This window comes from Thermovirga lienii (assembly GCF_036847465.1).
GTDB classification, from domain to species: domain Bacteria; phylum Synergistota; class Synergistia; order Synergistales; family Thermovirgaceae; genus Thermovirga; species Thermovirga lienii.
In genome coordinates this window covers 14,217-37,714 of sequence record NZ_DAITZW010000009.1, presented here as the reverse complement: position 1 = coordinate 37,714, position 23,498 = coordinate 14,217, and the positions used below count along the sequence as shown (strand labels likewise).

Annotated in this window: 18 protein-coding genes; 15 read left to right on the top strand and 3 right to left on the bottom strand. The window is 46.4% G+C overall.

The genetic code is table 11. The features are described 5' to 3' along the window. Positions 1-5 precede the first annotated feature (5 nt). The 10 genes from V7Z69_RS04485 to fusA all read left to right on the top strand — a co-directional run bounded on the left by V7Z69_RS04485 (position 6) and on the right by fusA (position 12,915). Positions 6-713 carry a helix-hairpin-helix domain-containing protein gene (locus V7Z69_RS04485; RefSeq protein WP_334138777.1) on the top strand — a complete coding sequence of 236 codons (708 nt, stop codon included), beginning with the start codon at positions 6-8 and terminating at the stop codon, positions 711-713. A 107-nt stretch (positions 714-820) separates the two neighbouring features. Then, positions 821-2,140 (top strand): ComEC/Rec2 family competence protein, encoded by a 1,320-nt coding sequence (locus V7Z69_RS04480; RefSeq protein WP_334138775.1) that lies wholly within the window; start codon positions 821-823, stop codon positions 2,138-2,140. A 21-nt stretch (positions 2,141-2,161) separates the two neighbouring features. Continuing rightward, the gene (locus V7Z69_RS04475) at positions 2,162-2,941 is read left to right on the top strand and encodes a type III pantothenate kinase (RefSeq protein ID WP_334138774.1); all 780 of its coding nucleotides are present in this window, start codon (positions 2,162-2,164) and stop codon (positions 2,939-2,941) included. Positions 2,942-2,944: 3 nt separating this feature from the next. Continuing rightward, positions 2,945-3,934, top strand: a complete 990-nt coding sequence (locus V7Z69_RS04470; RefSeq protein ID WP_334138773.1) for a tRNA dihydrouridine synthase — start codon at positions 2,945-2,947, stop codon at positions 3,932-3,934. After that, positions 3,928-5,433: a lysine--tRNA ligase gene (gene lysS, locus V7Z69_RS04465; RefSeq protein ID WP_014163402.1), complete on the top strand. Its 1,506-nt coding sequence runs from the start codon at positions 3,928-3,930 to the stop codon at positions 5,431-5,433. The genes V7Z69_RS04470 and lysS overlap by 7 nt, the downstream gene beginning before the upstream one ends. Before the next feature lie 40 nt (positions 5,434-5,473). Continuing rightward, on the top strand, positions 5,474-7,522 hold the full coding sequence (ligA, locus tag V7Z69_RS04460) for an NAD-dependent DNA ligase LigA (RefSeq protein ID WP_334138771.1): 2,049 nt from the start codon (positions 5,474-5,476) through the stop codon (positions 7,520-7,522). Positions 7,523-7,525: 3 nt separating this feature from the next. Then, a complete protein-coding gene (gene gatC / locus V7Z69_RS04455; protein WP_014163400.1) occupies positions 7,526-7,819 on the top strand; it encodes an Asp-tRNA(Asn)/Glu-tRNA(Gln) amidotransferase subunit GatC in 294 nt (97 codons plus the stop codon). A gap of 1 nt (position 7,820) precedes the next feature. Beyond that, entirely contained in the window at positions 7,821-9,293 is a 1,473-nt protein-coding gene (gene gatA / locus V7Z69_RS04450; protein WP_014163399.1) for an Asp-tRNA(Asn)/Glu-tRNA(Gln) amidotransferase subunit GatA, read from the top strand. Between the two features lie 2 nt (positions 9,294-9,295). Next, positions 9,296-10,762, top strand: coding sequence for an Asp-tRNA(Asn)/Glu-tRNA(Gln) amidotransferase subunit GatB (gene gatB, locus V7Z69_RS04445; protein WP_334138769.1), 1,467 nt, complete (start codon positions 9,296-9,298; stop codon positions 10,760-10,762). 71 nt (positions 10,763-10,833) lie between these two features. Next, the gene (gene fusA / locus V7Z69_RS04440; RefSeq protein ID WP_334138768.1) at positions 10,834-12,915 is read left to right on the top strand and encodes an elongation factor G; all 2,082 of its coding nucleotides are present in this window, start codon (positions 10,834-10,836) and stop codon (positions 12,913-12,915) included. 83 nt (positions 12,916-12,998) lie between these two features. On the opposite strand, the gene V7Z69_RS04435 is transcribed toward fusA, so the two are convergent. Genes V7Z69_RS04435 through nuoE form a run of 3 tightly spaced genes read right to left on the bottom strand, consistent with a single transcriptional unit; the run spans position 12,999 to position 19,022 of the window. Continuing rightward, complete coding sequence (locus V7Z69_RS04435; RefSeq protein ID WP_334138767.1) at positions 12,999-16,724, bottom strand: FAD-dependent oxidoreductase; 3,726 nt, start codon at positions 16,722-16,724, stop codon at positions 12,999-13,001. Between the two features lie 16 nt (positions 16,725-16,740). Next, positions 16,741-18,507: an NADH-quinone oxidoreductase subunit NuoF gene (gene nuoF, locus V7Z69_RS04430; RefSeq protein ID WP_334138765.1), complete on the bottom strand. Its 1,767-nt coding sequence runs from the start codon at positions 18,505-18,507 to the stop codon at positions 16,741-16,743. Positions 18,508-18,524: 17 nt separating this feature from the next. Beyond that, positions 18,525-19,022 (bottom strand): NADH-quinone oxidoreductase subunit NuoE, encoded by a 498-nt coding sequence (gene nuoE, locus V7Z69_RS04425; RefSeq protein ID WP_014163394.1) that lies wholly within the window; start codon positions 19,020-19,022, stop codon positions 18,525-18,527. A 226-nt stretch (positions 19,023-19,248) separates the two neighbouring features. Here nuoE and V7Z69_RS04420 point away from each other — a divergent pair, with 226 nt between their 5' ends. From V7Z69_RS04420 to V7Z69_RS04400, 5 genes are all read left to right on the top strand, one after another. Continuing rightward, a complete protein-coding gene (locus tag V7Z69_RS04420; protein WP_014163393.1) occupies positions 19,249-19,494 on the top strand; it encodes a glutaredoxin domain-containing protein in 246 nt (81 codons plus the stop codon). Between the two features lie 132 nt (positions 19,495-19,626). Then, positions 19,627-20,985, top strand: a complete 1,359-nt coding sequence (locus V7Z69_RS04415) for a hypothetical protein (protein ID WP_014163392.1) — start codon at positions 19,627-19,629, stop codon at positions 20,983-20,985. Between the two features lie 34 nt (positions 20,986-21,019). Next, on the top strand, positions 21,020-21,865 hold the full coding sequence (panC, locus tag V7Z69_RS04410) for a pantoate--beta-alanine ligase (RefSeq protein WP_334138761.1): 846 nt from the start codon (positions 21,020-21,022) through the stop codon (positions 21,863-21,865). 29 nt (positions 21,866-21,894) lie between these two features. Then, positions 21,895-22,740 (top strand): 3-methyl-2-oxobutanoate hydroxymethyltransferase, encoded by an 846-nt coding sequence (gene panB, locus V7Z69_RS04405; protein ID WP_334138760.1) that lies wholly within the window; start codon positions 21,895-21,897, stop codon positions 22,738-22,740. A gap of 10 nt (positions 22,741-22,750) precedes the next feature. After that, the gene (locus tag V7Z69_RS04400) at positions 22,751-23,491 is read left to right on the top strand and encodes an ATP-binding cassette domain-containing protein (protein WP_014163389.1); all 741 of its coding nucleotides are present in this window, start codon (positions 22,751-22,753) and stop codon (positions 23,489-23,491) included. Positions 23,492-23,498 lie beyond the last annotated feature (7 nt).

The window sequence follows — 23,498 nt, the reverse complement described above, 5'->3', positions numbered from 1 at the left end:
GTAACATGGGCCTTGGCGGGAACATGAACAAATGGAAACCCTTACTTCTTTTGCTAGGAGGGCTCATTTGCCTTTTTTTGGCTGCAGGTATAATCGCTTTGTTTGCCGGGTCGTGGGCTAAAGAGGAACCTAAAAACATAGCAGGCCCTGCGCTCAATATAAAACTGGATGACACTTCAAATGTAAAGGATCTTGGCGTTTCGGAGGATTATTACGCCAATACAAAGGTAAAAGAAGCTCAGCCGTGGGTCGTATATGTCACAGGGGCTGTGAGGTATCCTGGGGTCTACAAGATTCACAAGGACGCACGGGTATATGAGCTGGTGGAGAAAGCTGGCGGGCTTACGGAGGAGGCTGACAGCGAAGCCTTCAACATGGCTGCCCCTCTGTTCGACGGAGCACACTTGCATGTGCCGAGAAAAGGGGACGATGTCCCCAGCAGGCCATTTGTCTCCAATGGTGAGGCATCAGGTATTGTGATTGAAGGGAAAGGCCAGGCAGTAGAACATAAAGATGGGAAAGTGGATATCAACCGTGCAACCGCTGAGGAGTTGGAGTCTTTGCCTGGCATAGGTCCTAAAACAGCTGAGGCAATAATTCAGTACAGAGATAGTAACGGTCCTTTCAAATGTGTGGAAGATCTTCTTTCCGTAAAGGGGATTGGACCCAAGAAGCTGGAAAAAATAAAGGAACATGTGACGATAACCTATTAAGCATACTGTCCTTTGCTCCTGGGTTCCCGTTGGCGGCGGGGTTTTGGGCAACCCTTTATCTATACGGTAAAGGGTTGCCCATTTGGGCATGTTGTGTAGTTGGTTTTTTGTTCTTTGTCTTTCTTGTCCTTTCAGGCACTCCAGAACCTCCTCCAGGTTTTGTTCCCTTTTTTGTGATTCTGAGTCTGGTTTTTTTGTCTGTTGTGCTTTATTCGGTCTTCAGATTGGATTTGGACCAAAGGAAAATTTTGCCCGCGCAAGTAGTAAAAACGAAAGGCACTGTAGTATTCGAGAGGCCTTGGGGAAGATGGCGCTCCTTGGTCGTCGACGCGGAGGATGGCAAAAGATACTTGATAAAGATATCGCCTTTAAGACCATTTAGAGAGGGAGACATTGTGGAGATTTCAGGTAAATCTGAATCTTTCAAGCTGGACTTCTCGAAAGGTTTCAATGAAAGCCTGTACTGGAAGACCAAGGGGGTAGATAAAGTTTTGACCTCCCCTAGGGTTACTGTGGTGGGTAGTAGTGGCTTTTCATTGTCTAGGTGGCGGAGGTTATTGAGGGAGAAGCTTCTTTTGTCTTTGCCGCCTAATACAAGAGGCTATCTTTTGGCAGCGTGGCTTGGAGTGAGGGACCCGGTGCTTCAAGATGCTCACGCCAGGTGGGGAACATCGCATATATTGGCTATTTCAGGTTTTCACGTAGGACTTCTTGTCCTTTTGGTCGCCTTTTTTGCAAAAAGAGCTGTTTGGCTTCAATCCATCGTTCTTTGGTTATATGTCTTGGCTTCGGGGGCGCAAGTGAGCGCAGTGAGGGCAGCGGTGATGATTCAGGTATTCCTTTTGGCCAAAGTTGTGGGAAGGCCCTCAAAAGCGCTGAACACTGTTTGTATTGCTTCTGTGTTGCTTCTTTTGATAAGACCTCTTTGGTTTTGGGATTTGGGTTTTCGGCTTTCCGTCATGGCGGCCCTCACTTTGAGTGTTGTGGGAGCGGGTAGTATTGCTTGGAGAAAGTTGATTGTTTTGCCAGCTGTTTGGTTCACCACGGGAGTCCTTATCTCTAGAAGTTTTGGTGGAGTGCCCATAGCAGGTATTATAATAAACATGCTTGCTATCCCATTTTTTAGCTTTATCCTGCCCCTTGGATCTTTTTTGGCCGTTTTCCCTGTTGTTTTTGGCGGGGCAGGAACGTGGGAATATTTTGTCTTGCCTGTGGAGTTTCTTTTGTCTTTGTGGCACAATTTTGCAGATATGATAGCTTCTATTCTACCGGTTACGGTCGGTGCTAAGTTTTTCCCTTTCCCGATCGTAGCTTTGATGATAATGTATTTTGTATATAAAAGATCGTGGGGAGCGGGCCTTTTGTCTGTTTCCCTTTCTGTGTGTGTTGCTGTTTTTGTGGCCTTGATAGATAGTATTTTGCCATAAGTTGCTGAGGGGATGGTTGTGATGCTTCTAGTTGTAGATATAGGGAATACCCATACAGTGGTGGGGGTTTTCAAAGGAGAAGATCTTGTGTGTCACTGGAGGTTGAGATCTCACAATAGGACGCCGGATGAGATAGGCGTCTATCTTTTGAACCTCCTCAAGGTCGGCGAAATCCCTATCGATAAAATAGAAGGTGCAGTCATTAGTAGTGTGGTTCCACCGCTGGATTATCCATGGTCTTTTGGGATAAAGCAGTATTTGGGTGTGGATTCTCTCATGGTGAGCAGTAAGTTGGATTTGGGTATCAAAATTGCTTACAAGAACCCTTCGGAAGTCGGTGCTGACAGGTTGGTCAATGCCGTGGCTGGATTGGTGAAGTATCCTGCTCCCATGGCTATAGTAGATTTTGGCACAGCCATAACCCTGGATGTGGTCTCACGGGAAAGGGAATACCTCGGAGGTGTGATAGCTCCGGGTCTTGCGACCAGTGTGGAGGCACTATTTGGAAGGACTGCCAAGTTGCCCAAAGTTTCCTTTGAGGTTCCGAAAACGGTTATCGGACAGAATACCATGGAATCCATTCAAGCAGGTATTTTATATGGATTTGCAGGACTGGTCGATCACCTGGTCGAGAAGGTAGAGGAGGAGCTGGAACAAAAGGTCACGGTTATAGCGACGGGAGGAGACGCTCAACGGATAGCTTCTCTGTCGGGGAAAATTCAGCATGTTGATCCCTGGCTTACGTTGGAAGGTCTTCGATTTATTTATGAGAGAAACAAAAACGGTTCCAAAGAGGTATAGAAGGTGTTGGATGTCAGGTTTGCAGGAGACAAACTCAACCCCGTGTGGCTTGCGCCTCTTGCCGGTATAACCGTACCGGCCGTACGGAGGTTTTTTAAACGCTTGGGAGCTGGATTGACTCACACTGAGATGGTTAGTTGTGCAGGGTTGGTGCATGGCAGTAAAAAGACCTTCAGGATGCTGGAGACCCTTAACGAGGATCCTCCAGTGGTTCTTCAACTTTTTGCCGGTTCCGGGGAGGTTCTTTTGAGAGGGGCAGAAGTTGCCCTGAAGGAGGACAGGTGGGCGGCAATATCCATAAATATGGGGTGTCCCATGCCCAAAGTGCTTAAAAAGGGAGCGGGAGCTGCTCTCTTGAAAAAACCAGAGGAAGCAGAGAGAATGGTAAAATCCCTTAGCCTCCTAGGTAAGCCGGTTTGGGTGAAAATTCGCAAGCTCTCTGATAACTACGCCGATACTTTTTCTTTCATTGAGAAAATGCTGAATGCAGGAGCAGTTCACGTTTCGCTGCATGGCAGGACTCCTGCGCAAAAGTATGAGGGACTGGCGGACAGGAACGTAGTTTACGAAGCTGCGAGAATGTTCCCAGGTTATATAGGTGGTTCGGGGGACGTGTTCTCCGTGGATGACGGGTTGGGTTACCTCAAGAACGGGTGTGTTTCCGTGCTTTTGGCCAGAGGAGCTATAAAAGACCCCTTTATGTTCCCTAATATATTACATAGGTTGGGGTATGAGGTAGACAGCTGTTATTTATCAAACTCCATCGATGTGCGCATCAAGACCTTTAGAGATTTCGCCTACGACGTTAAGGAGGAAGCTGGCGAAAAAGTTGCGTTAATCTTGATAAAGAGGCTTGTGTCAGGTATGTTTAGAGGGTTTAATGGTGTATCATCTTTTCGTAGGGACGTGGGCAGTGCTAAAAATTGGGAAGGTTTCGAGACTGCCTTAAGGAATTTCTCAGATAATGTCGAAAGGGGCCGGGAGTTATGCTAGAGAAAAAAGACGATCTTTTAATGTCTGAAGATGAAATTTTAAAGCAAAGAACAGATAAACTAAGAAGGCTCAGAGAGGAAGAGGGATACGACCCATTCAAGGTAGAAAAATGGGATAGGCGGCACACCTTGGGTTACGTGAAGGAAAAGTACGATTACTTGCAACCTGATGAGGTGGCTGAAGAGGGAATAAGCACCGCTGGGCGCATAATGACCATAAGAAGGCACGGCAAGGCGGCCTTCCTGGATTTGGCGGATGAGTATGATACTATCCAGCTTTGTTTCCAACAGAACGTAGTTGGAGAAGAGCAGTATACCTTTTTTAAAAAATGGGTTGACACCGGTGATTTCCTTGGAGTGGTGGGAGTGCCCATCAGAACGAGGCGAGGAGAACTCTCTATTTTGGTGAAAGAGTTCAAGCTTCTTTCCAAGGCATTGAGGCCACTTCCAGAGAAGTGGCACGGCTTGAAGGATACCGAGATACGTTACAGGCACAGATACGTAGATCTGATAGCCAACCCAGAGGTGAGAGAAACATTCCGCAAAAGGGCGAAGATAATAAATGCCATTCGCAGTGTCCTGGAAAAACATGGGACCATAGAAGTGGAGACCCCCATTTTGTCGCCTATAGCTGGGGGTGCCAACGCAAGACCCTTCATCACTTACCATAATGCTTTGGGGATAAATCTTTATCTTCGCATAGCAACGGAACTTTACCTCAAGAGGCTGATAGTCGGCATGTTCGGTAGAGTGTACGAAATAGGCAAGAACTTTAGAAATGAAGGTATTGACACAATGCATAACCCCGAGTTTACGGCAATGGAAGTGTATTGGGCCTATGCAGATTACGAGGACATAATGAATTTGACTGAAGAGTTGATCGTCGCTGCTGCAGATGCCGTGGGGGGAAGAAGGATAAATTACCAGGGAACTGAGCTGATTCTGGAACCTCCTTTCAGAAGAGCTACAATGAAGGAACTTGTTAAGGAATATTGCGGATACGACCTGGATGAAATAAAGTCCGATGAAGAGGCCAGGGCGTTCGCCAAGAAGAAGGGGTTGGAAATAAAGGGTACGGAGAGCCGCTTTGTCATATTGGCTGAGCTGTTTGAGACGTTTGTGGAGGATAAGCTGATTCAGCCTACCTTCGTAATTGGCCATCCTACCGAAATTTCGCCTTTGGCTAAAAGAAATCCTGATAATCCGGACTTTACAAACAGGTTCGAGCTTTACATTTATGGCAACGAAGTGGCTAACGCCTTTAGTGAACTTAACGATCCCCTGGATCAGCGAGAGAGATTTTTGGATCAGGCTAAGAAGAAAGAAGAAGGCGATGAGGAAGCCCACGCCTTCGATGAGGACTACATAATGGCCCTAGAGTACGGCCTTCCTCCCACGGGAGGACTTGGAGTGGGAATCGACAGATTGACCATGTTCTTGACCGACTCTAAATCTATAAGAGATGTAATACTTTTCCCGACAATGCGTCCCAAACAGTAATGAGGGAAAGAAATCTCATGTAGCAAGAAGGAAGGATTATATGGATAAGGAGCTGGCCCGGAAGAGAATAGAAGAATTAAGAAAAGAGATAGAAAAACATGATTACTTATATTACGTCTTAGATCAGCCTGAAATAACTGATGAGGAATATGACAGACTCCTGCTTGAACTAAAAGAGCTTGAAGATGCGTTCCCTGAGTTTGTGTCACCCGAGTCCCCTACCCAAAGGGTAGGGGGCATTCCCCGTGAGGAATTTTCCAAGGTAAGCCATGAAGTTCCCATGCTAAGCCTGGAGAACGCTTTCTCCAAGGAGCAGCTGAGTCAGTTCTTTGTTAGGGCTGAAAACATTTTGGGGACTCATATCCCCTCGTATTGCTGTGAACCCAAGATAGATGGTCTGGCTGTGTCTTTGAGATATGAAGACGGGGTTTTTGTGGGTGGAGCGACCAGGGGAGACGGATTGGTAGGAGAGGACGTAAGTGAAAACTTGAAGACTATAAGATCAATCCCCTTACGGCTCAAGATCAAGGTAGAGGGTTTCCTTGAAGTGCGGGGAGAAGTTTTTATGAGCAAAAAGAGTTTCCAAGAGCTCAATGAAGCTAGGGAGGAAGAAGGACTTCCCTTGTTCGCCAACCCTCGAAATGCAGCGGCTGGTAGCTTGAGGCAGCTGGACCCCAGTGTCACCGCCAAGAGAAAACTTGGTTTTTTTGCCTATCAAATAGTTAACCCCTCCACATTAGGTTTAAAGAGTCAATGGGAGACCCTTCAGTGGCTGAAAGAAGCAGGTTTTTTGATTCAGGGCGAAGAACGAAAGGTCACATCTCTAGAAGATGTTTGGGACTATATATTAAAACTGCAGGATCGAAGACATCAGTTGTCATACGTAATAGATGGGGCGGTCATAAAGATCGATGATATATCTCTCTGGGAAAAAGCGGGCAGGACTGCAAAGGCCCCGAGGTGGGCCGTGGCCTATAAATTCCCTGCGGAGGAGAAATTGACCAAGGTGAGGGATATATTGATCTCCGTAGGTAGAACGGGTGCTCTTACGCCTGTTGCGATCCTTGAGCCTGTCACCATAAGTGGTAGCGTTGTTCAGAGGGCAAGCTTACATAACGCTGACGAAGTTCAAAGAAAAGATGTCAGGATCGGGGACTTTGTTTGGGTACGAAAGGCAGGAGAGGTAATTCCTGAGGTGGTAAGGGTAGAAAAAACTAAAAGACCTGAGGGTACCTTGCCTTTCAGAATGCCCCAAGTATGCCCCGTCTGTGGTTCCCACACTATCAGGCTGCCTGGCGAGGTCGTTATTAGGTGTCCCAACAGATCCTGCCCAGCTCAAATATTGGAAGGGCTCAAGCATTTTGTCTCCAGGGCCGGAATGGATATTAGAGGGTTGGGAGATAAGATAATAAGAAAACTAGTGGAGGAAAAGATAGTTTCAGACTTTGCGGATCTGTATCATTTGGATGTTCACACATTAGCTAATTTGACCTTGACAGGCGAACGTAACGAAAGAAAGGTTGGCAAGAAAACTGCTGAAGCTATATTGAAGGCCATAGAAGCCTCTAAAAAGAGACCTTTGCGAAAGCTTATTTCTGCCTTGGGAATCAGGTACGTTGGAGAGAAGGTGGCAGAGGAGTTGGCAAACCATTTTGGCAGCATGGATGCTCTTATGAAGACCGATGAAGAAACCCTTTCAAAAGTGCCTGGGGTAGGAAGTAAGATAGCTTCATCAATATATGCGTTCTTTAGAGACGAGAACAATTTGAAGCTCATAGATAGGTTGAAACAGGCAGGGGTTCTCATGGAAGAAAAGAGTAAAGAAAAAGTTACCACTGGCCCCTTGACTGGAAACACGTTTGTTTTCACTGGGGAACTCAAGAGAGCGAAAAGACATGAGGCGGAGGAGATCGTAAAATCACTAGGAGGCAAAGCGTCTTCCAGCGTGAGTTCCAAAACCACTTTTGTGGTTGTAGGAGAAAACCCAGGAAGCAAGCTTCAGAAGGCCCAAAGCCTTGGAGTCAAGATTTTAACGGAAGAGGAGTTTTGGAACATGGTTAAAGAAAATGCTCCAGGAGGAGGTTTATAAAACATGATAAATAAAGAAGAAGTGGAGAGAATTGCTAGCCTTATCAAGCTTGAAGTAACGCCTGAAGAAGTGGATTCCTTGCAGAGTCACTTCAATAAAATTTTGGGCTATTTCGAGCTTTTGGGGAAGCTTCCCTTGGATAACGTGGACCCTTTTACTGGTGATGAAGATACGGTTTGCCCCATGAGGGAAGATGCCGTTTCTGAGTGGGACGATAGGGAAACCCTCAGAGAGTTGGAGACCTTCAACGAGGAAAATTACTTTGAGGTTCCTAGTATTCTTGGGGAGGATAATTGATATGAGAGTTACGCATCTTTCAGCTAAAGAGATATCTGAACTTGTAAGAAGTGGGGAATTGAAGGCGCAAGAAGTCGTTGAAGCCGTGTTTGAAGAGATAAAATCTAAAGAAGATAAGCTCAATGCTCTCATAACCTTAATGGAGGAAAAAGCGAAAACGAGAGCAAAAGAAATAGATAAGGAAGTTTTCGAAGGGCGTTGGAGGGACAAACCCCTTCTGGGAGTACCAGTCATTTTGAAGGACAACATATGTGTGAAAGGATATCCCACCAGTTGCGGAAGCAAGATGCTTGAAAAATGGGTCTCGCCTTACGATGCCAGCATAGTGACCTATCTGGAGGAAGCAGGAGCTATCCTCATAGGCAAAAGTAATATGGACGAATTTGCCATGGGTAGTTCTACGGAACATTCCGCTTTCGGTCCAACCTCTAACCCGTGGGATTTAGAGAGGGTTCCAGGAGGTAGCTCAGGTGGCAGTGCCGCTTCCGTCGCTGCTGGGTACGCTCCTATGGCCTTTGGCAGCGATACGGGAGGCTCCATACGGCAGCCTGCAGCTTTTTGTGGGGTTCATGGCATGAAGCCAACATATGGCCTTGTGAGCAGGTACGGGTTAGTTGCTTTTTCATCATCCCTTGACCAAATAGGACCCTTTACTCGAACAGTCGGGGATATGGCCCTAGCGCTTGATGTTATAGCCAAGCATGATCCAAAGGATTCCACATGTTGGACGGGCAGTAGACCATCTTACTATGAGTCTATAGCAAAAGGTGCTGACATCAAGGGCATGAGGGTAGGGATAGTTAGAGACTTCATGGAAGAAGGTTTAGATGCTGAATTGGCTCATGCCGTTGAACAGGGCTTGGATATACTAGTGGAGAATGGGGCTGTGCCCGTAGATTTGAACCTTGGTGATATCAAGGAGTGCGCTCTTCCTTGTTATTATATAATTGCTCCAGCTGAAGCCAGCTCCAACTTGGCCAGGTACGATGGAGTGCGTTACGGACTCCGTGAGGAAGCCTACAGCCTTTTGGAGCAGTATATAAAGACGAGGGGCAAAGGTTTTGGAGATGAGGTCAAAAGAAGAATAATGATAGGCACATTCGTCCTTAGCTCTGGTTACTATGATGCCTATTATTTGCGGGGTTTGAAGGTGAGAAAATATGTTTGCGACAAGTTTAAGGAAGCTTTCTCAAAGGTCGATATTATTGTAATGCCTTCCACTCCCACCCCTCCATTCAAGAAAGGGGAGCTTGTCAACGACCCAATACAGATGTATTTGAGTGATATATTTACCCTTCCTGTAAATTTGGCGGGCTTACCTGGAATGTCCGTTTGGATGGGACAAAACAAGGCAGGTTTGCCAAAGTCCATTCAGATCATAGCTCCAAAGTGGCATGAGAGCCGCATCTTAAGAGCTGCAATGAAAATAGAAGAAGTAATAGGAGCCTGCCCTCTGGCTCCAGGAGGTGAATAAAGGTGTCTAAGAAGTACATAACCGTTATAGGATTAGAGGTACACGTACAATTAAAGACTAAAAGCAAACTTTTTTGTTCTTGTTCCACCGACTACATAGGTGCTATGCCAAACAGCAACGTTTGCCCAGTTTGTCTAGGACTTCCTGGCACCCTGCCAGTCCTAAATAAAAAGGCTGTGGAGCTGGCATTGAAAATGTCGTGCGCCATTGGCGGTAACATACAAAAGGAGAGCCGCTTTCATAGGAAAAACTATTTCTACCCGGACCTACCTAAGGCCTATCAAATAAGCCAATACGACCGCCCTATCTCCTTTGGTGGCAAGATACCTATTAAGACAGAGCAAGGGGAAAAATTTATAGGAATAACTCGATTGCACCTGGAAGAGGACGCAGGCAAACTTGTGCATGCCACATTGGATGGAAGACTTCATGGTTCTGGAGCTTCTTATGTGGATTATAATAGGGCAGGTGTTCCGCTGATAGAGATTGTATCGGAACCTCAAATTTCCACTCCTGAGGAGGCTAAGGAATACGTTCTTGCATTGAGAAAGTTGGTTCGGTACCTAGGAGTGTCCGATGGTGATATGGAGTCTGGCTCCATGAGAGTGGATGCCAACATATCGTTGAACGAGGAAGGGCAACCCCTCGGTGTAAAGGTGGAGATCAAGAACATGAACTCCCTAAGGGCTCTCCAGCGTGCTCTGGAATATGAGCAGAAAAGACAGAAGGAACTTTTAATGTCAGGAGGCACAGTGGTTCAGGAGACTCGCCACTGGGATGATGCTAAAGGAATCACCGTCTCAAGCAGAAGTAAAGAGGAGGCCCATGATTACCGATATTTCCCCGATCCAGACTTGCCTTTGGTTGTAGTTAGCGAAGGGATGGTAGAAGAGGTGGCAAGCTCTATACCAGAGCTCCCATGGGAGAAAAAGGAAAGGTACATGTTTGAGTTCTCCATCAGCGAAGAAGAGGCGGAAATTTTGACATCCCAAATTGAGCTGGCCAGATATTTTGAGGATGCCCTTTCTTTTGGTGCTCCTGTCAAGCCCTTGGTAAACTGGATGAAGACCGAGGTTATCAGATCTAACAAAGAGGGGAAGTTCAATCTGGAGAACCCCGAGATTGAAGCTCAGACTCTGGCTAAACTAATTAAACTTTTGGACGAAAAGAAAATATCCAATACCGCTGGAAAAGATTTATGGCAAATAATGCTCGATAAAAAGGTTGGCCTTGAAGAGGCAATGAAAGATGCTGGCATAGCAGTGGGTGGGATAGATGATCAAAAGTTAGAGGAAACAGTGGATAAAATTTTGAAGCAAAACCAGGATGTGGTAAAGGAAATACTGGAAGGTAAAGACACCAAAGGAAAGAAGATAAAATTCTTAATGGGGCTGGTGATGCGGGAGACGAGAGGACAAGCTAAACCTCAGATGGTAGAAGATATGTTGAAAAGCAAAATTGGGCAGTAATTTTGCTGAAGCATAGTCGAAGCAGTGGCACATACAAAAACAATTATGAATGTATGGAGGAGGTAGGACTTATGGCAGGACGCTTACCCGAGAACACGAGAACTGTGGCTCTTACAGGTCACGGTGGATCTGGAAAGACTTCGCTGGCGGAAGCTATGGCCTTCGACACCGGGGTAACTACCAGATTGGGCAAGGTTGAAGACGGTAATACTCTCAGTGATTTTGGAGCGGAGGAGAAGAAACGCCAAATATCTATCAACACTTCTGTTCTGACGTTGGATCACGCTGGCAAAAGATATTACATTCTGGACTGCCCTGGATATGCGGATTTTATCGGAGACCTAAGATCTGCCATGAGGGTATCCGATGGTACGGTTATTGTCGTAAGCGGTGTAGACGGGGTCGAAGTTCAGACGGAGAAGGCTTGGGATTTTGCAGAAGAAATGGGCTTGACTGTAGCCTTCTACATAAACAAAATGGATAGGGATAATGCAGATTTCAGCAGGACTTTGAGTGACATAAGGCGCTACTTGTCAGATAAGGCAGTGCCCCTGTTTCTCCCCATAGGACAAGAAGCCAATTTTAAGGGTGTAATAGATGTCTTGTCCCAGAAAGCTTACGTCTACAAGGCAGATGGCAGCAAAGAATTCAAGGAAGAAGAGATACCCCAGGATTTGGCGCAAGAGGCTTCAGATGCTAGGGAGGAGTTGCTGGAACGAATAGTTGAGGCTGATGACGAGCTCATGATGCGCTATCTTGACGGAGAGGAACTCGCCCTGGATGAGTTGCTTCCTGCGCTCAAGAAGGCCGTGAAAGAAAGAAAACTTTTCCCCGTATTACCTGGCTCAAGTACTTTAAACGTAGGAGTATTGCAGCTTCTTGATACCATTGCTTCATTGTTCCCCTCCCCGCTTGATATGCCTCCACGCAAGGCCCTGAAAGGAGAAGAAGAGATTGAGGTCGCTCCAGACCCCAACGGCCCCTTTACAGCTTTGTGCTTTAAAATAATGGTTGATCCTTACGTAGGAAAACTGTCCTTCTTGAGGGTATTCTCTGGAAAGCTTACAAGCGATCGTCCTATTTACAATGTCAGTAAGGGTGAGGAAGAGCGCATCAGCGCCTTCAAGATGATGAAGGGAAAAGATGGGGACGATGAAAAGGAGATCATCGTAGGAGATATAGTCGCCATTCCTAAGCTCCACAGCACCGCCGTGGGAGATACCTTGGCGGAGAAGGGGACCGACATAATCTTCCCGCCCATAAAGTTCCCCAAGCCAGTATACAGCGTTGCAGTTTTACCAAAGAGCAGAAACGACGAAGATAAATTGGCTAGCGCCTTGAGCAAACTCTTGGAGGAAGATCCGACACTGCATTTCGAGAAGAACGCGGAGACTCATGACAGTGTCCTATCCGGAATGGGCGATGTGCATTTGGACATCATGCTTTCCAGGATCAAGGAAAGATACGGAGTGGATTTGGAGACCCAGACGCCCAAAGTGCCATATAGAGAGACGATCAAAAAATCCTCCAAGGCACAGGGTAAGTACAAAAAACAGTCTGGCGGTAGAGGGCAATATGGAGATGTGCATATAGAGTTCCAGCCCCTCCCGAGAGGAACAGGTTTCGAATTCGAAGACAGAATAGTAGGCGGAGCCGTTCCCAAATCTTACATTCCCGCTGTTGAGAAGGGACTTCGGGAAGCCATGCAGAAAGGAGTATTGGCTGGGTATCCTACAGTTGACGTAAAGGCCATATTGTTCTTTGGTTCATACCACGAGGTTGACTCATCAGAAATGGCGTTTAAGATAGCTGCCTCCATGGCTTTCAAAAAAGGTATTAAGGAAGCTTCTCCAGTACTGTTGGAGCCCATAATGAACGTGGAAGTTGTTGTTCCTGAGGAATACTTGGGGGATGTAATGGGTGATTTCAACAGCCGTAGAGGAAAGATCATGGGTATTGACAGCAGAGGGCGCTTGCAGGTAGTCAAGGCTCAGGTTCCCTTGGCAGAGATGTTCCGTTATGCCATAATCCTGAGATCCATGACTTCTGGAAGGGGTAATTTCACCATGGAATTTTCTCACTACGAAGAAGTACCTCACGATATTGCCAAAAAGATAATAGCTCAGGCGCAGGTGGAGGAAGAGGAAGAGTAACATCAATATCAATTAAAATATTTGAGTTTAAAAGAGTAGGGGCCAGCTTTAAAGCTGGCCCCTACTTATATAAGCGCTATTTTTTAGTTAGCGGACTTCCATTCGCACGGAGCGAAACGGGCCTTTCTGTTGTGGAAACCTTCTGTAAACAGTATGGGTGTTCCTTCATGTTTTAAGTTCCAGCAAGGCCATGCTAAGCCCTTGGTGTTTAGCCTGTCGTAAGTTATTCCACCATAAATATCCGCCACATTGCTTATTTCGTTCATTATGGACTCTGGGTTTTCAAAGGACCAGGAACGTCCACAGGCTTCAGCAAGTTGAGTCAGTATCCACCAGTCGGGTCTTGCATCTTGGGGTGCTTCGGCAGCTTTGGATGTCTTCTGAACGACCCTGCAGGCGTTTGTCTTTGTGCCGTCCTTTTCTCCCCAGCACGCCGCTGGCAGCACTACGTCGGCCAGTTGAGCAGTTTCGTTAAGGAATATGTCTTGCACCACAAGTAGGTCTAGGTTGGATAGAGCATCTTTGCAGGAGAGCTTCTTTGCTATGTCAGAACCCATGATGTACATTGCTTTTAGTTCTCCTTTTGATGCTTTATCTATCATGTCGAGTATTCCATGGCCTTCTCTGGTTGGAAGGGAGCAGTTCCAAATGGCTTCTACCTTGCTGCGCGCCGTTTCATCATTGGATGGCAGATAGCCTGGTAAGAGGCGTGGCGTGCATCCCATATCAAAAGCTCCTACAGTGTTGCTTGCGCCTACTACAGGATAAATGCCTGTTCCTTGCCTTCCAAGCATTCCGCAGAGTAGAGCCAAGTTGGCTATGGATTTTACGTTTTCTTCTGCGTTTTCAAGCTGCAATAGGCAATCCCCGAATATTATTGCGGAGTTGGGCCCAGATGCGAAGGTTCTGGCAGCCTCTCTTAGAGCTTTCTCAGGAATTCCTGTTATGGCTGCTACCTTAGAAGGAGAGTACTCGGACAATAGCTTCTTCAACTCACCGAAGTTTTCTGTATTGTTCATAACGTAGTCACTGTTGTAAAGACCTTCCTCGACTATAATGTGCATTAACCCGTTAAGCAGTGCCACAGATGTGCCCTTATTTTGCTGCAATGTAATGTCTGCGTATCTATCCAGTTTGGTTGGGGTGGAATTGCTTATCAAAAGTTTTGCTGAAGAAGCTTTTTTGAGCTCCTTTATCCACATCTCTGCTACTGGATGGGTTTCAGCCAGGTTTGCCTCAAGCAACAGAATCACGTTTGCATTCTTGAGGGAGTCGAAATCATTAGTCATGGCAGCCATTCCCAGAGTGGATGTGAGGCCATTTATTACAGGCATGTAGTATGCGCTGTCTACAGTGTCGACGTTATTGGTACCAACAACTTCTCTGGCAAAACGCTGAAGTAGGTAGTTTTCTTCGTTGGTGCAATGGTTAGAGGCACAGAAACCAATGGAATCAGACCCGTATTGGTCTTTTATGGCCATCAGTTTTTTGGACACGAACTCCAGTGCCTCAACCCAAGAGGCCTCTTGGAAAGTGCCGTTTACCTTGATTAGAGGAGTTTTTATCCTGTCGTCTCTATTGACGAATTGCCAATCGAATCTACCCTTTGCGCATATTTTCCCTTTGTTTATGGACATTTGATTGTCCAGGTCTGCGGTTACGTTATCTATTCTTCCTGTCAAAAGGTCCGTGTGAGCAACCAGTTCACAACCGACGCTGCAGTAGGTGCATATGGTCTTCGATAGTTTTGTCTTTGAAGGTCTGGATATGCCGAAGGCCGTTCTCTCTACAAGGGCTCCGGTGGGACAGTTTTGCACACAAAGTCCGCAGAATATACAGTCCGAATGCTCTATTGTGCGGTCTACACCGGGGCCAACGAAGGTTTTGATACCTCGTTTTTGGAAGTCTATGGCATGACAATTGGCTATTTCTTCACATGTCCTGACGCAGACTCCGCACTGGATGCATTTATCCATGTTTCTTATGTAGTACGTATTGGCTTCCTCTGGACGGTCTGGCCTAGAGTATAGCTCTTTCGGGAAAGCATCGGGTGAGGCTTCGTATTCTATGCTGTACTCCCTTAGCTTACATTCATGGATATCTGGGCATCCGCACTTCATGCATCGGCTGCCGTCTATTGTAACCTGCTCTTCGGTGAGCCCCTTATTGAACTCTTCGTAGGGCTTGGATAACCTTTCTTGTGGCTCCAGGATCAAGGGTTTCTCCATAGGCTGTTTTTCTACATCCAAGAAATCTTCAGGTCCAAGATCATCTCTTACTACGTCGCACTCAAAGGGCCTATGGGGAATGCCCTCTGTGAGATAATGATGAATGGATTCCGCTGCCCAGTGGCCACTTCCAATGGCTTCAACGGCTATGCCAGGGCCAGTTTTTTGATCGCCGCACACGAAAACTCCTTCATATGGAGTGGCGAAGTGCTCGTCGACCTTGAGCCATTTGCCGTCATGGATGTCTTGCGGCAGTGAAGAAAGGTCAATTCTTTGGCCTATGGCTGCTATTACAGTGTCTACTTCCAAGGTAAAGGTTTCTCCGGTGGGTATGGGTCTTCTCCTTCCAGAAGCATCCGGTGCGCCGAGGGCCATCTTCTCGCAGACTATCGATTCTACCCTGGAATTGCCCTCTATTGCAGTGGGTGCGGCCAAGAAAATGAATTCTACCCCTTCTTCCATTGCTTCTTCTATCTCAATGTCTTCAGCGGGCATTTCCTCTCTGGTTCTGCGATAGACTACGTAGACTTTTTCAGCACCTTCGCGCAGGGAACATCTTGCTGCGTCCATAGCGGTGTTACCGCCGCCTATTATGGCAACCTTTTTGCCGATACCGGTTTCTTGTTTATTGTTTACTTTGTACAGGAATTCGATTCCACCTATGACTCCCGGAAGGTCTTCACCAGGGACGCGCATGGGGGTGGATTTCCAACAGCCCATGGCCAACAGTACGGCGTCATATTGTTTTTTTAGTTCCTCCAGGGTTACGTCCTTGCCCAGGGCAGTGTTCATTCTGGTTTCTATGCCGTGTGCGAGCAACCACTGGCATTCTTTTTCAAGTATCTCCTGTGGAAGTCTGTAATCTGGGATACCATAGCGCATCATTCCGCCAAGTTTGGATTCTTTTTCAAATATAGTTACTTTGTAACCCTTCAATCTGAGGTAGTAGGCCGCAGATAAGCCTGCCGGGCCTCCTCCTACTATGGCTACAGACTTTCCATTTTCCTTTATCTGAGGTATCTCTCCCAAATCTCCTTGGCTCAATCCCCAGTCGCCTATGTATCGTTTGATCTCTCTTATTGATACAGGTTCTTCATCCACGAAATGCCTTCGGCATTTCTCTTGGCACGGAGCAGGGCAGACCCGCCCTATGCTTGCAGGGAGGGTGATTCCCTGATGAAGTACATCCAAAGCTGAACGGAATTTGCCCTCCGCTGCCAGGTTTACGTAGCTTTTTACATCAGCACGGGCAGGGCAGGCCAACTGACAGGGAGGTCTACAATCTCCAACGTGGTCTGAAAGTAGAAGCTCTAGAGCAAGCTTTCTGGCTCCCTTGACTCGTTCCGTATGGGTCTCTATCTCCATTCCTTCCTGGATAGGGGTAGCGCATGCCCTAACCAGGCTTCTTGCACCTTTGACTTCCACCAGGCATATGGAGCATCCTCCATACAAGGAAAGATGCTTATCGTAACAGAGTGTGGGTATCTCAATACCATTTTCTGCACATAGGTCCAGTATTTTTTGTCCCGGGTATCCCTTTACGGTTTTCCCATTTAGGATTACAGAAACTGTACGTTCCATGATTTCTAGTTCCTCCTTATTCTACGGAGATGGCTTTTACTGGGCATACAGACTTACACTGTCCGCAACGTACGCAAACAGAGTCATCTATCTTGTGAGGCTGTCTGATTTGGCCTTCAATGGCGCCCACAGGGCAGACCTTAGAACATTTTGTGCAGCCTATGCACGTATCTGGATCTATTGTGTAATGAATAAGGTTCGTACATACCTTTGCGGGGCATTTTTTCTCGTTGACGTGGGCCTCGTATTCGTGGCGGAAATATTTTAGCGTAGTCAAAACGGGGTTAGGAGCAGTTTGCCCTAGGCCGCAAAGTGATCCGTCCTTTATCTTGTAGGCCAGGTCTTCCAGCAGATCCAAGTCTTCCGGAGTTCCTTTTCCGTCACATATTCTCTCAAGGATCTCCAACATCCTCTTGGTTCCTATACGACAGAAGGGGCACTTGCCACAGGATTCGCTTTGGACGAAGCTCAGGAAGAATTTCGCGACGTCGACTATGCAGGTATCTTCGTCCATGACTACCATTCCACCAGATCCCATGATTGCGCCGGTGGCGTTTATGGATTCGTAGTCAACAGGAGTGTCAAGCTCGGACGCTGGAAGGCATCCGCCTGATGGGCCTCCAAGCTGAACAGCCTTAAATTCCTTTCCGTCTGGAATACCGCCTCCAACATCGAAGATAACTTCTCTTAGGGGCATTCCCATTGGAACCTCAACCAAGCCGCCTTTCACTATCTTTCCAGCGAGGGCGAACACTTTGGTCCCTCTGCTCTTGCCCGTACCATACTTATTGAACTCGGAGGCGCCGTGAAGGATTATCCATGCCACATTCGCCAGCGTTTCAACGTTGTTGATGTTTGTTGGTTTACCAAAGATTCCTTTGTTTGCAGGAAATGGCGGTCGTGGTCTGGGCATGCCTCTTTTACCCTCTATCGAGGCCATTAGTGCCGTCTCTTCGCCGCACACGAACGCTCCGGCACCTTCCTTGATATAAATGTCGAAATCAAAGCCCGATCCTAGAATGTTCTTGCCCAGGAAACCTCTTTCTCTTGCTTGTTCGATTGCAATGTTGAGGTGTTTTATAGCCAGAGGATACTCAGCTCTACAATAAATTATCCCGTGCTTTGCTCCTATGGCATAACCACAGATCAACATGCCTTCTATGACAGAATGGGGGTCTCCTTCAAGGACTGATCGGTCCATGAAGGCTCCTGGGTCACCCTCGTCGGCGTTGCAAACAACGTATTTTTCGTCACCTGCAGCTTTTCGCGCAAACCTCCATTTTAAACCGGTGGGGAATCCAGCTCCGCCTCTTCCTCTCAGGCCGCTTTCCAGGATCTCGTCTATTACTGCCTCAGGATCCATCTGTAGAGCCTTCGTGAGTCCTTTGTAGCCGTCTCTTTCCAGATATTCATCAATTTTTGTGGGATCTATTATTCCCGTGTTTCTGAGGACTATTCGAACCTGTTTGTCAATGGTTTTGTTTTCTGGAGCTTCTGTGGAATCGCTTAAGATTATTTTTTCTTCAACAGGGGTGCCGTTTAGAATGTGGCTTTCTATTATTTTTTCGAGGGAATCAATGTCTACCTCTCCGTACATTACTCTGGTACCATCTTTGATTACTTCCACCAGCGGTTCTCTGAAGCAGAGTCCTATACAACCTACTTGTTTTATTTCTACGTCTTTTCTGTCGCCCAGCTTATCTAGCAGGTACTCATAAACTGGACGGGCTCCTGCAGCTATACCACAGCTTGCCATTCCTACTTTAATGACTGTTTTTGTCATCTTTGAGTCCTCCTAATCTATTCTTGGCCTTCACGTCTGTAGGATTCCAAAACTTCTACAGCCTTGTCTGGCGTAAGACGGCCATGAACTGTTCCGTTGACCATCATAACTGGTGCTAGGCTGCAGCACCCAAGGCATGCTACGTAGTGAAGAGAGAAAAGGCCATCTTTGGTAGTACCCCCTTCTTCAATGCCCAGATGCCTTTGCAGTTGCTCTCCAACCAGCCATGAACCTTGGACATGGCAGGCGGTTCCTCTGCATAATCTCACCACGTATTTTCCTTCTGGTTGGAAACGGAACATGGAGTAGAAGGAGGCAACACCAAAAATCTCGGCCGAAGGTATGTTCAAAGATTCTGAGACATAATCCATTGCCTCTTCAGGTAGGTAGCCAAACTTCTCTTGGATAGCGGACAAAATGCCTATGGTGCTTCCCGGTTTCCCCCGGTACTTTTCGATGATTTTGTCCAAAACCTGTTGCATTTCTTCGGTAGATTCCTTAACAACATCTGTCATCCGCACATCTCCCCCCCGGAGTAATAGAGCTGTGAGAATTCTAACACACAACATCGAATTATACACCAAAATGTGAAAGATTTCATAAATGCATGCACTGTAAAGAATAAATCATTGTTTGGAGCGATGTTGCCTTGACAAGCGTAACTGTTGTAATATAATAACCATACAGGGGTATTTTTGAACATAAAATATAAAAAACAGAAATTTGTAAGGAGCTGATAGTATGGCGACGGTTAAAGTTTATTCTACTCCTACATGCCCTTGGTGTGTAAAGGCCAAGGACTATTTGAAGAGTATAAACGTTGATTTTGAGGATGTGGATGTTAGCAAAGACAGAGAGGCTGCCATGGAGATGGTGAGAAAAACCCGGCAGATGGGTGTGCCTGTAGTGCAAATAGGTTCCACGTATATCGTGGGTTTTGATAAGGATGCCATTGATGAGGCGCTGAAGGAAAACGGCATCTTGTAGTGGTATATTTAGTATAGTTATAGTATAGATATCAAAAAGGAGCCTAAGGGCTCCTTTTTTTGTGAAAATGGATTTGTGGAATATAATCTATGGTGTCTTAACGTATTATAAAGGAGTTTAAGGGAGGATCCGATGAGTCGTCTGAAGCTTTTTTATGGTGCGGCTTTAGTTGATGAAGCGAAGCTGGAAAATTACGAAGAAGTCCTTTCTAGGGTATCTGGAGACTTGTTAATAGGGGCATCTGAGGGTAAGGATGGCTATGGATGGGTAGATTTGCCCGAGAAAGGGCATGAGCAGATAATTAAAGTGGCTGAAGCACTGAAGAGCTTTGATTCCCTGATTCATATTGGTATAGGTGGCTCCGCTTTGGGCAATAAAATGCTTTTTGATTGTCTTACTCATCCATTTTATAACGAGCTTTCTAGGGAGGAGAGGAAGGGACCCAGATTTTATCTTCTTGATAACTCTGATCCTCACTTATTTTTATCGGTTCTGGATATGGTAGATTTATCCAGAACGGGGTTTATAGTTGTAAGTAAATCGGGCACCACGGCGGAAACCATGGCGAATTTCCTCGCTCTGTGGGAAAAGCTTAAAGAGAACAAGTTACCAAATCTAGCTCAACGGATCGTGGTCATAACTGACCCCAACAGAGGCGCTCTGCGGAAATTTGCAAATGAAATAGGTTGCCTCACCTTGGAGGTGCCCCAAAACGTTGGCGGAAGGTTTTCCGTGTTATCCCCTGTGGGGTTGCTTTCTGCGGCCGTCCAGGGGGTAGCTATTGAGGAGCTTCTCCATGGAGCAAAGGACATGAAAAAGAAATTGTTCGAAAGAAATTCAATAGATAACAATCCTGCTTGGATTCTGGCTGCTTTGAGTATGGAACATTGTCTTGCGGGTAGGAATATGCTTGTTTTTATGCCTTATTTGAGTCGAATGAATAGTTTTACCGAGTGGTTTGCCCAGTTGTGGGCCGAGAGCCTTGGAAAGGATGGTAAAGGTATAACTCCAATTCGGGCCATTGGCGCCATAGACCAACACTCTCAGGTTCAGCTCTATACGTCCGGTCCGAATGACAAGCTTTTTTTGATATTGACTGAGGAAAAAAGCAAGAGAAACGTCTTTTTCCCTGAAAAACTGGAGGAAGATTCACTGAATTCTTTGTCTTACCTCTTGGGCAAGGACATGAAGAGCATGCTGAACTGTGAGGCTCAAGGAACTCTAGCTGCCCTTGCCAAATCAGGAAAGCCAGTTGCTTGGATGGAAATGCCCAATTTGGATGCCTATCATTTAGGAGGGTTGATCTACTTTTTTGAGTACCTGACAGCTATAACAGGTGGACTTATGAAAGTTAACCCCTTTGATCAACCTGGAGTAGAGCAGGGGAAAGTTTACACACGGGCCCTTCTGGGAAAAGAGGGGGCTGAAACAGAGAAAAAAGAGGCAGAGTCGTACATGAGACATATAAGGTCTTTGGCCTCTGTTATCTAGGTTCCTATTTTTTTGCTAGTAAGGAGATGGGAATATGAAAATAATCAAAGAGCCGTCAGAAGTAAGAGAATACATCAGGCAAAAGGGGTTAAATAGGGAGGAAATTGGCTTTGTTCCTACAATGGGTTATCTTCATGAGGGGCATTTGTCCTTAGTTAGAAGGTGCAAGCAAGAAAATTCCTTTTGTGTGGTTTCCATATTCGTTAACCCTCTGCAGTTTGGCCCCAGCGAGGATTTAGCAGCATATCCCAGGGATTTTGATAGAGATAGTGCCTTATTGGAGAAGGAAGGTGTGGACCTTCTTTTTGCTCCAAGAGAGGAAGATATGTATTACCCTGATTTCTCAACGGTGGTAAAAGAAAACAAGCTGAGTAGGTACATGTGTGGTGCTTTTAGACCTGGTCACTTTGATGGCGTTTGTACGGTAGTACTAAAATTGTTCAATATAGTTCAGCCTGGGAGGGCTTACTTTGGTCAGAAGGACTATCAACAGCTCCAAGTGTTGAAGCGAATGGTTCGGGATTTGAACGTTCCCGTGGAGGTAATAGGGTGTCCAATAGTGAGAGACCATGATGGTCTTGCCTTGAGCAGCCGCAACGTATATCTCACAGAGGAGCAGAGAAAAGAAGCCCTCAAGATACCTAAAGCTTTGGAGGAAGCTGAGCGTTTGTTCAAAAGTGGAGTCAAGGATGTCAAAGCTTTAGAGGCTAAGGTAAGAGAGATTTTGAGCGAGGGTGATGGTTTAAAAGTTCAGTACGTAGAGATTCGGGATGCGGAGAACTTGGAAGAGGTGAATGAAATAAAAGATAGAGTAGTGATAGCTGTGGCAGCGTACGTTGGAAAAGCCAGACTGATAGACAATAAGATCCTTGAGTCTTGAAGGATCCATGCCGAGGGAGGATTTTGATTATGGGTAAGGTGTTGTCTATTCCAGATTTCATGAGAATGAAGCAAGAAAAAGAGCCGATAGTGATGGTTACTGCGTACAACCACTGGCAAGCAAGGCTGGCCGAGAAGGCAGGAGCAGATATGATTCTTGTCGGAGATTCCGTGGGAATGGTGGAGCACGGATTGAAAGATACTCTGGGTGTGACCATGGAAATGATGCTCATGCACTGCAAGGCAGTGATGCGAGCTCGCCAGAGAGCTTTCGTGGTTGGAGATCTGCCTTTTCTGAGTTATGAGGTAGATGAAAGGGAAGCTATAAGGAACGCAGGCTTATTGGTCAAGGAAGCCGGTGTGGATGCAGTAAAACTCGAGGGGGGGAAAAATAGGGTAAGCACTATAAGGGCAATCGTCGATGCGGGCATCGCAGTTGTCGGACATATCGGGCTAACTCCTCAAACGGCTACTTTGCTGGGGGGGTACAGGGTACAGGGTAAGGACGAACAAAGCGCAAGAAGAGTCCTTGAGGACGCCATTGCCGTTCAGGAAGCAGGAGCCTGTGCCGTGGTGTTGGAGTGTGTCCCAGCTCCACTCGCAGAATTTATAACTCAGAAGCTGAGTATTCCCACCATAGGTATAGGAGCAGGAAGTTCATGCGACGGCCAGGTTCTTGTCTTTCATGATATATTGGGTCTTTTTGAGACGTTTAAGCCTAAATTCGTTAAATCATACGCAAATGGAGCAGAATACCTTGGTTCAGGTCTTGAAGGGTATGTTAGGGAGGTAAAAAACAAAGCCTTTCCAACCCAAGAACACTCTTTTGCCATGGATGAAAAAGTGATGGAAGCCTTAAAAAAGGAATCGATATGAGGTGAAGCAAGTGAAGGAATCGTTACTTTATGTAGATGAGATAACTGTCGTCAGAGATGACAAGGAGATATTAAAGGATGTATCTATTAGGGTCTTGCCTGGAGAAATAACGGGAATACTAGGGAGAAATGGTGCTGGAAAATCGAGTCTTGCCTACACGATCATGGGTCTTCCAAATTATAGACCGAAAAAGGGAGCAATCTATTTCAAGGGACAAGATATCACTGAGTTAGGCATAACGGAGCGCGCGCGGTTAGGAATCACGCTGGCGTGGCAGCATCCAGCTAGATATGAGGGAATAAGTGTTGCCGAGTATTTAAGGATTTCTTCAAGGGATAAGATAGGAGAATCCCAGATGGAAGAGGCGTTGGCTTTGGTCCAACTTGAAAGCTCCTACTTGAAGAGAAAGGTGGATAAGACTCTTTCTGGGGGAGAACGAAAGCGCATAGAATTGGCCTCGGTTTACTTGATGAACTCTCGGCTTACCATATTGGATGAGCCTGATTCAGGCGTTGATCTCCTTGCAATGGCGGACATAATAAACTTGTTCAGGAAAATGACCGAGAATGGCCGAAGTGTTCTGATAATAACCCATAGAGAAGATGTAGCTTCTCAGTGCGATAGGTCCTACTTAATGTGTAGCGGAAGCATAGTATTGGAAGGGACAGCTGAGGCAGTAAGGCGGTATTTTTTGTCTCAATGCATGCCTTGTCCGGAGCATGCGGGGGAAACAGGAGAGACCGAAGGATAGGGGGATA

Bases quoted from the DNA above. Each gene is read 5' to 3' on its own strand.
- V7Z69_RS04485 (WP_334138777.1), top strand. From the start codon at position 6: ATGGGCCTTGGCGGGAACATGAACAAATGGAAACCCTTACTTCTTTTG.
- V7Z69_RS04475 (WP_334138774.1), top strand. From the start codon at position 2,162: ATGCTTCTAGTTGTAGATATAGGGAATACCCATACAGTGGTGGGGGTT.
- lysS (WP_014163402.1), top strand. From the start codon at position 3,928: ATGCTAGAGAAAAAAGACGATCTTTTAATGTCTGAAGATGAAATTTTA.
- ligA (WP_334138771.1), top strand. From the start codon at position 5,474: ATGGATAAGGAGCTGGCCCGGAAGAGAATAGAAGAATTAAGAAAAGAG.
- gatC (WP_014163400.1), top strand. From the start codon at position 7,526: ATGATAAATAAAGAAGAAGTGGAGAGAATTGCTAGCCTTATCAAGCTT.
- gatA (WP_014163399.1), top strand. From the start codon at position 7,821: ATGAGAGTTACGCATCTTTCAGCTAAAGAGATATCTGAACTTGTAAGA.
- fusA (WP_334138768.1), top strand. From the start codon at position 10,834: ATGGCAGGACGCTTACCCGAGAACACGAGAACTGTGGCTCTTACAGGT.
- V7Z69_RS04435 (WP_334138767.1), bottom strand. From the start codon at position 16,724: ATGGAACGTACAGTTTCTGTAATCCTAAATGGGAAAACCGTAAAGGGA.
- nuoF (WP_334138765.1), bottom strand. From the start codon at position 18,507: ATGACAAAAACAGTCATTAAAGTAGGAATGGCAAGCTGTGGTATAGCT.
- nuoE (WP_014163394.1), bottom strand. From the start codon at position 19,022: ATGACAGATGTTGTTAAGGAATCTACCGAAGAAATGCAACAGGTTTTG.
- V7Z69_RS04420 (WP_014163393.1), top strand. From the start codon at position 19,249: ATGGCGACGGTTAAAGTTTATTCTACTCCTACATGCCCTTGGTGTGTA.
- V7Z69_RS04415 (WP_014163392.1), top strand. From the start codon at position 19,627: ATGAGTCGTCTGAAGCTTTTTTATGGTGCGGCTTTAGTTGATGAAGCG.
- panC (WP_334138761.1), top strand. From the start codon at position 21,020: ATGAAAATAATCAAAGAGCCGTCAGAAGTAAGAGAATACATCAGGCAA.
- panB (WP_334138760.1), top strand. From the start codon at position 21,895: ATGGGTAAGGTGTTGTCTATTCCAGATTTCATGAGAATGAAGCAAGAA.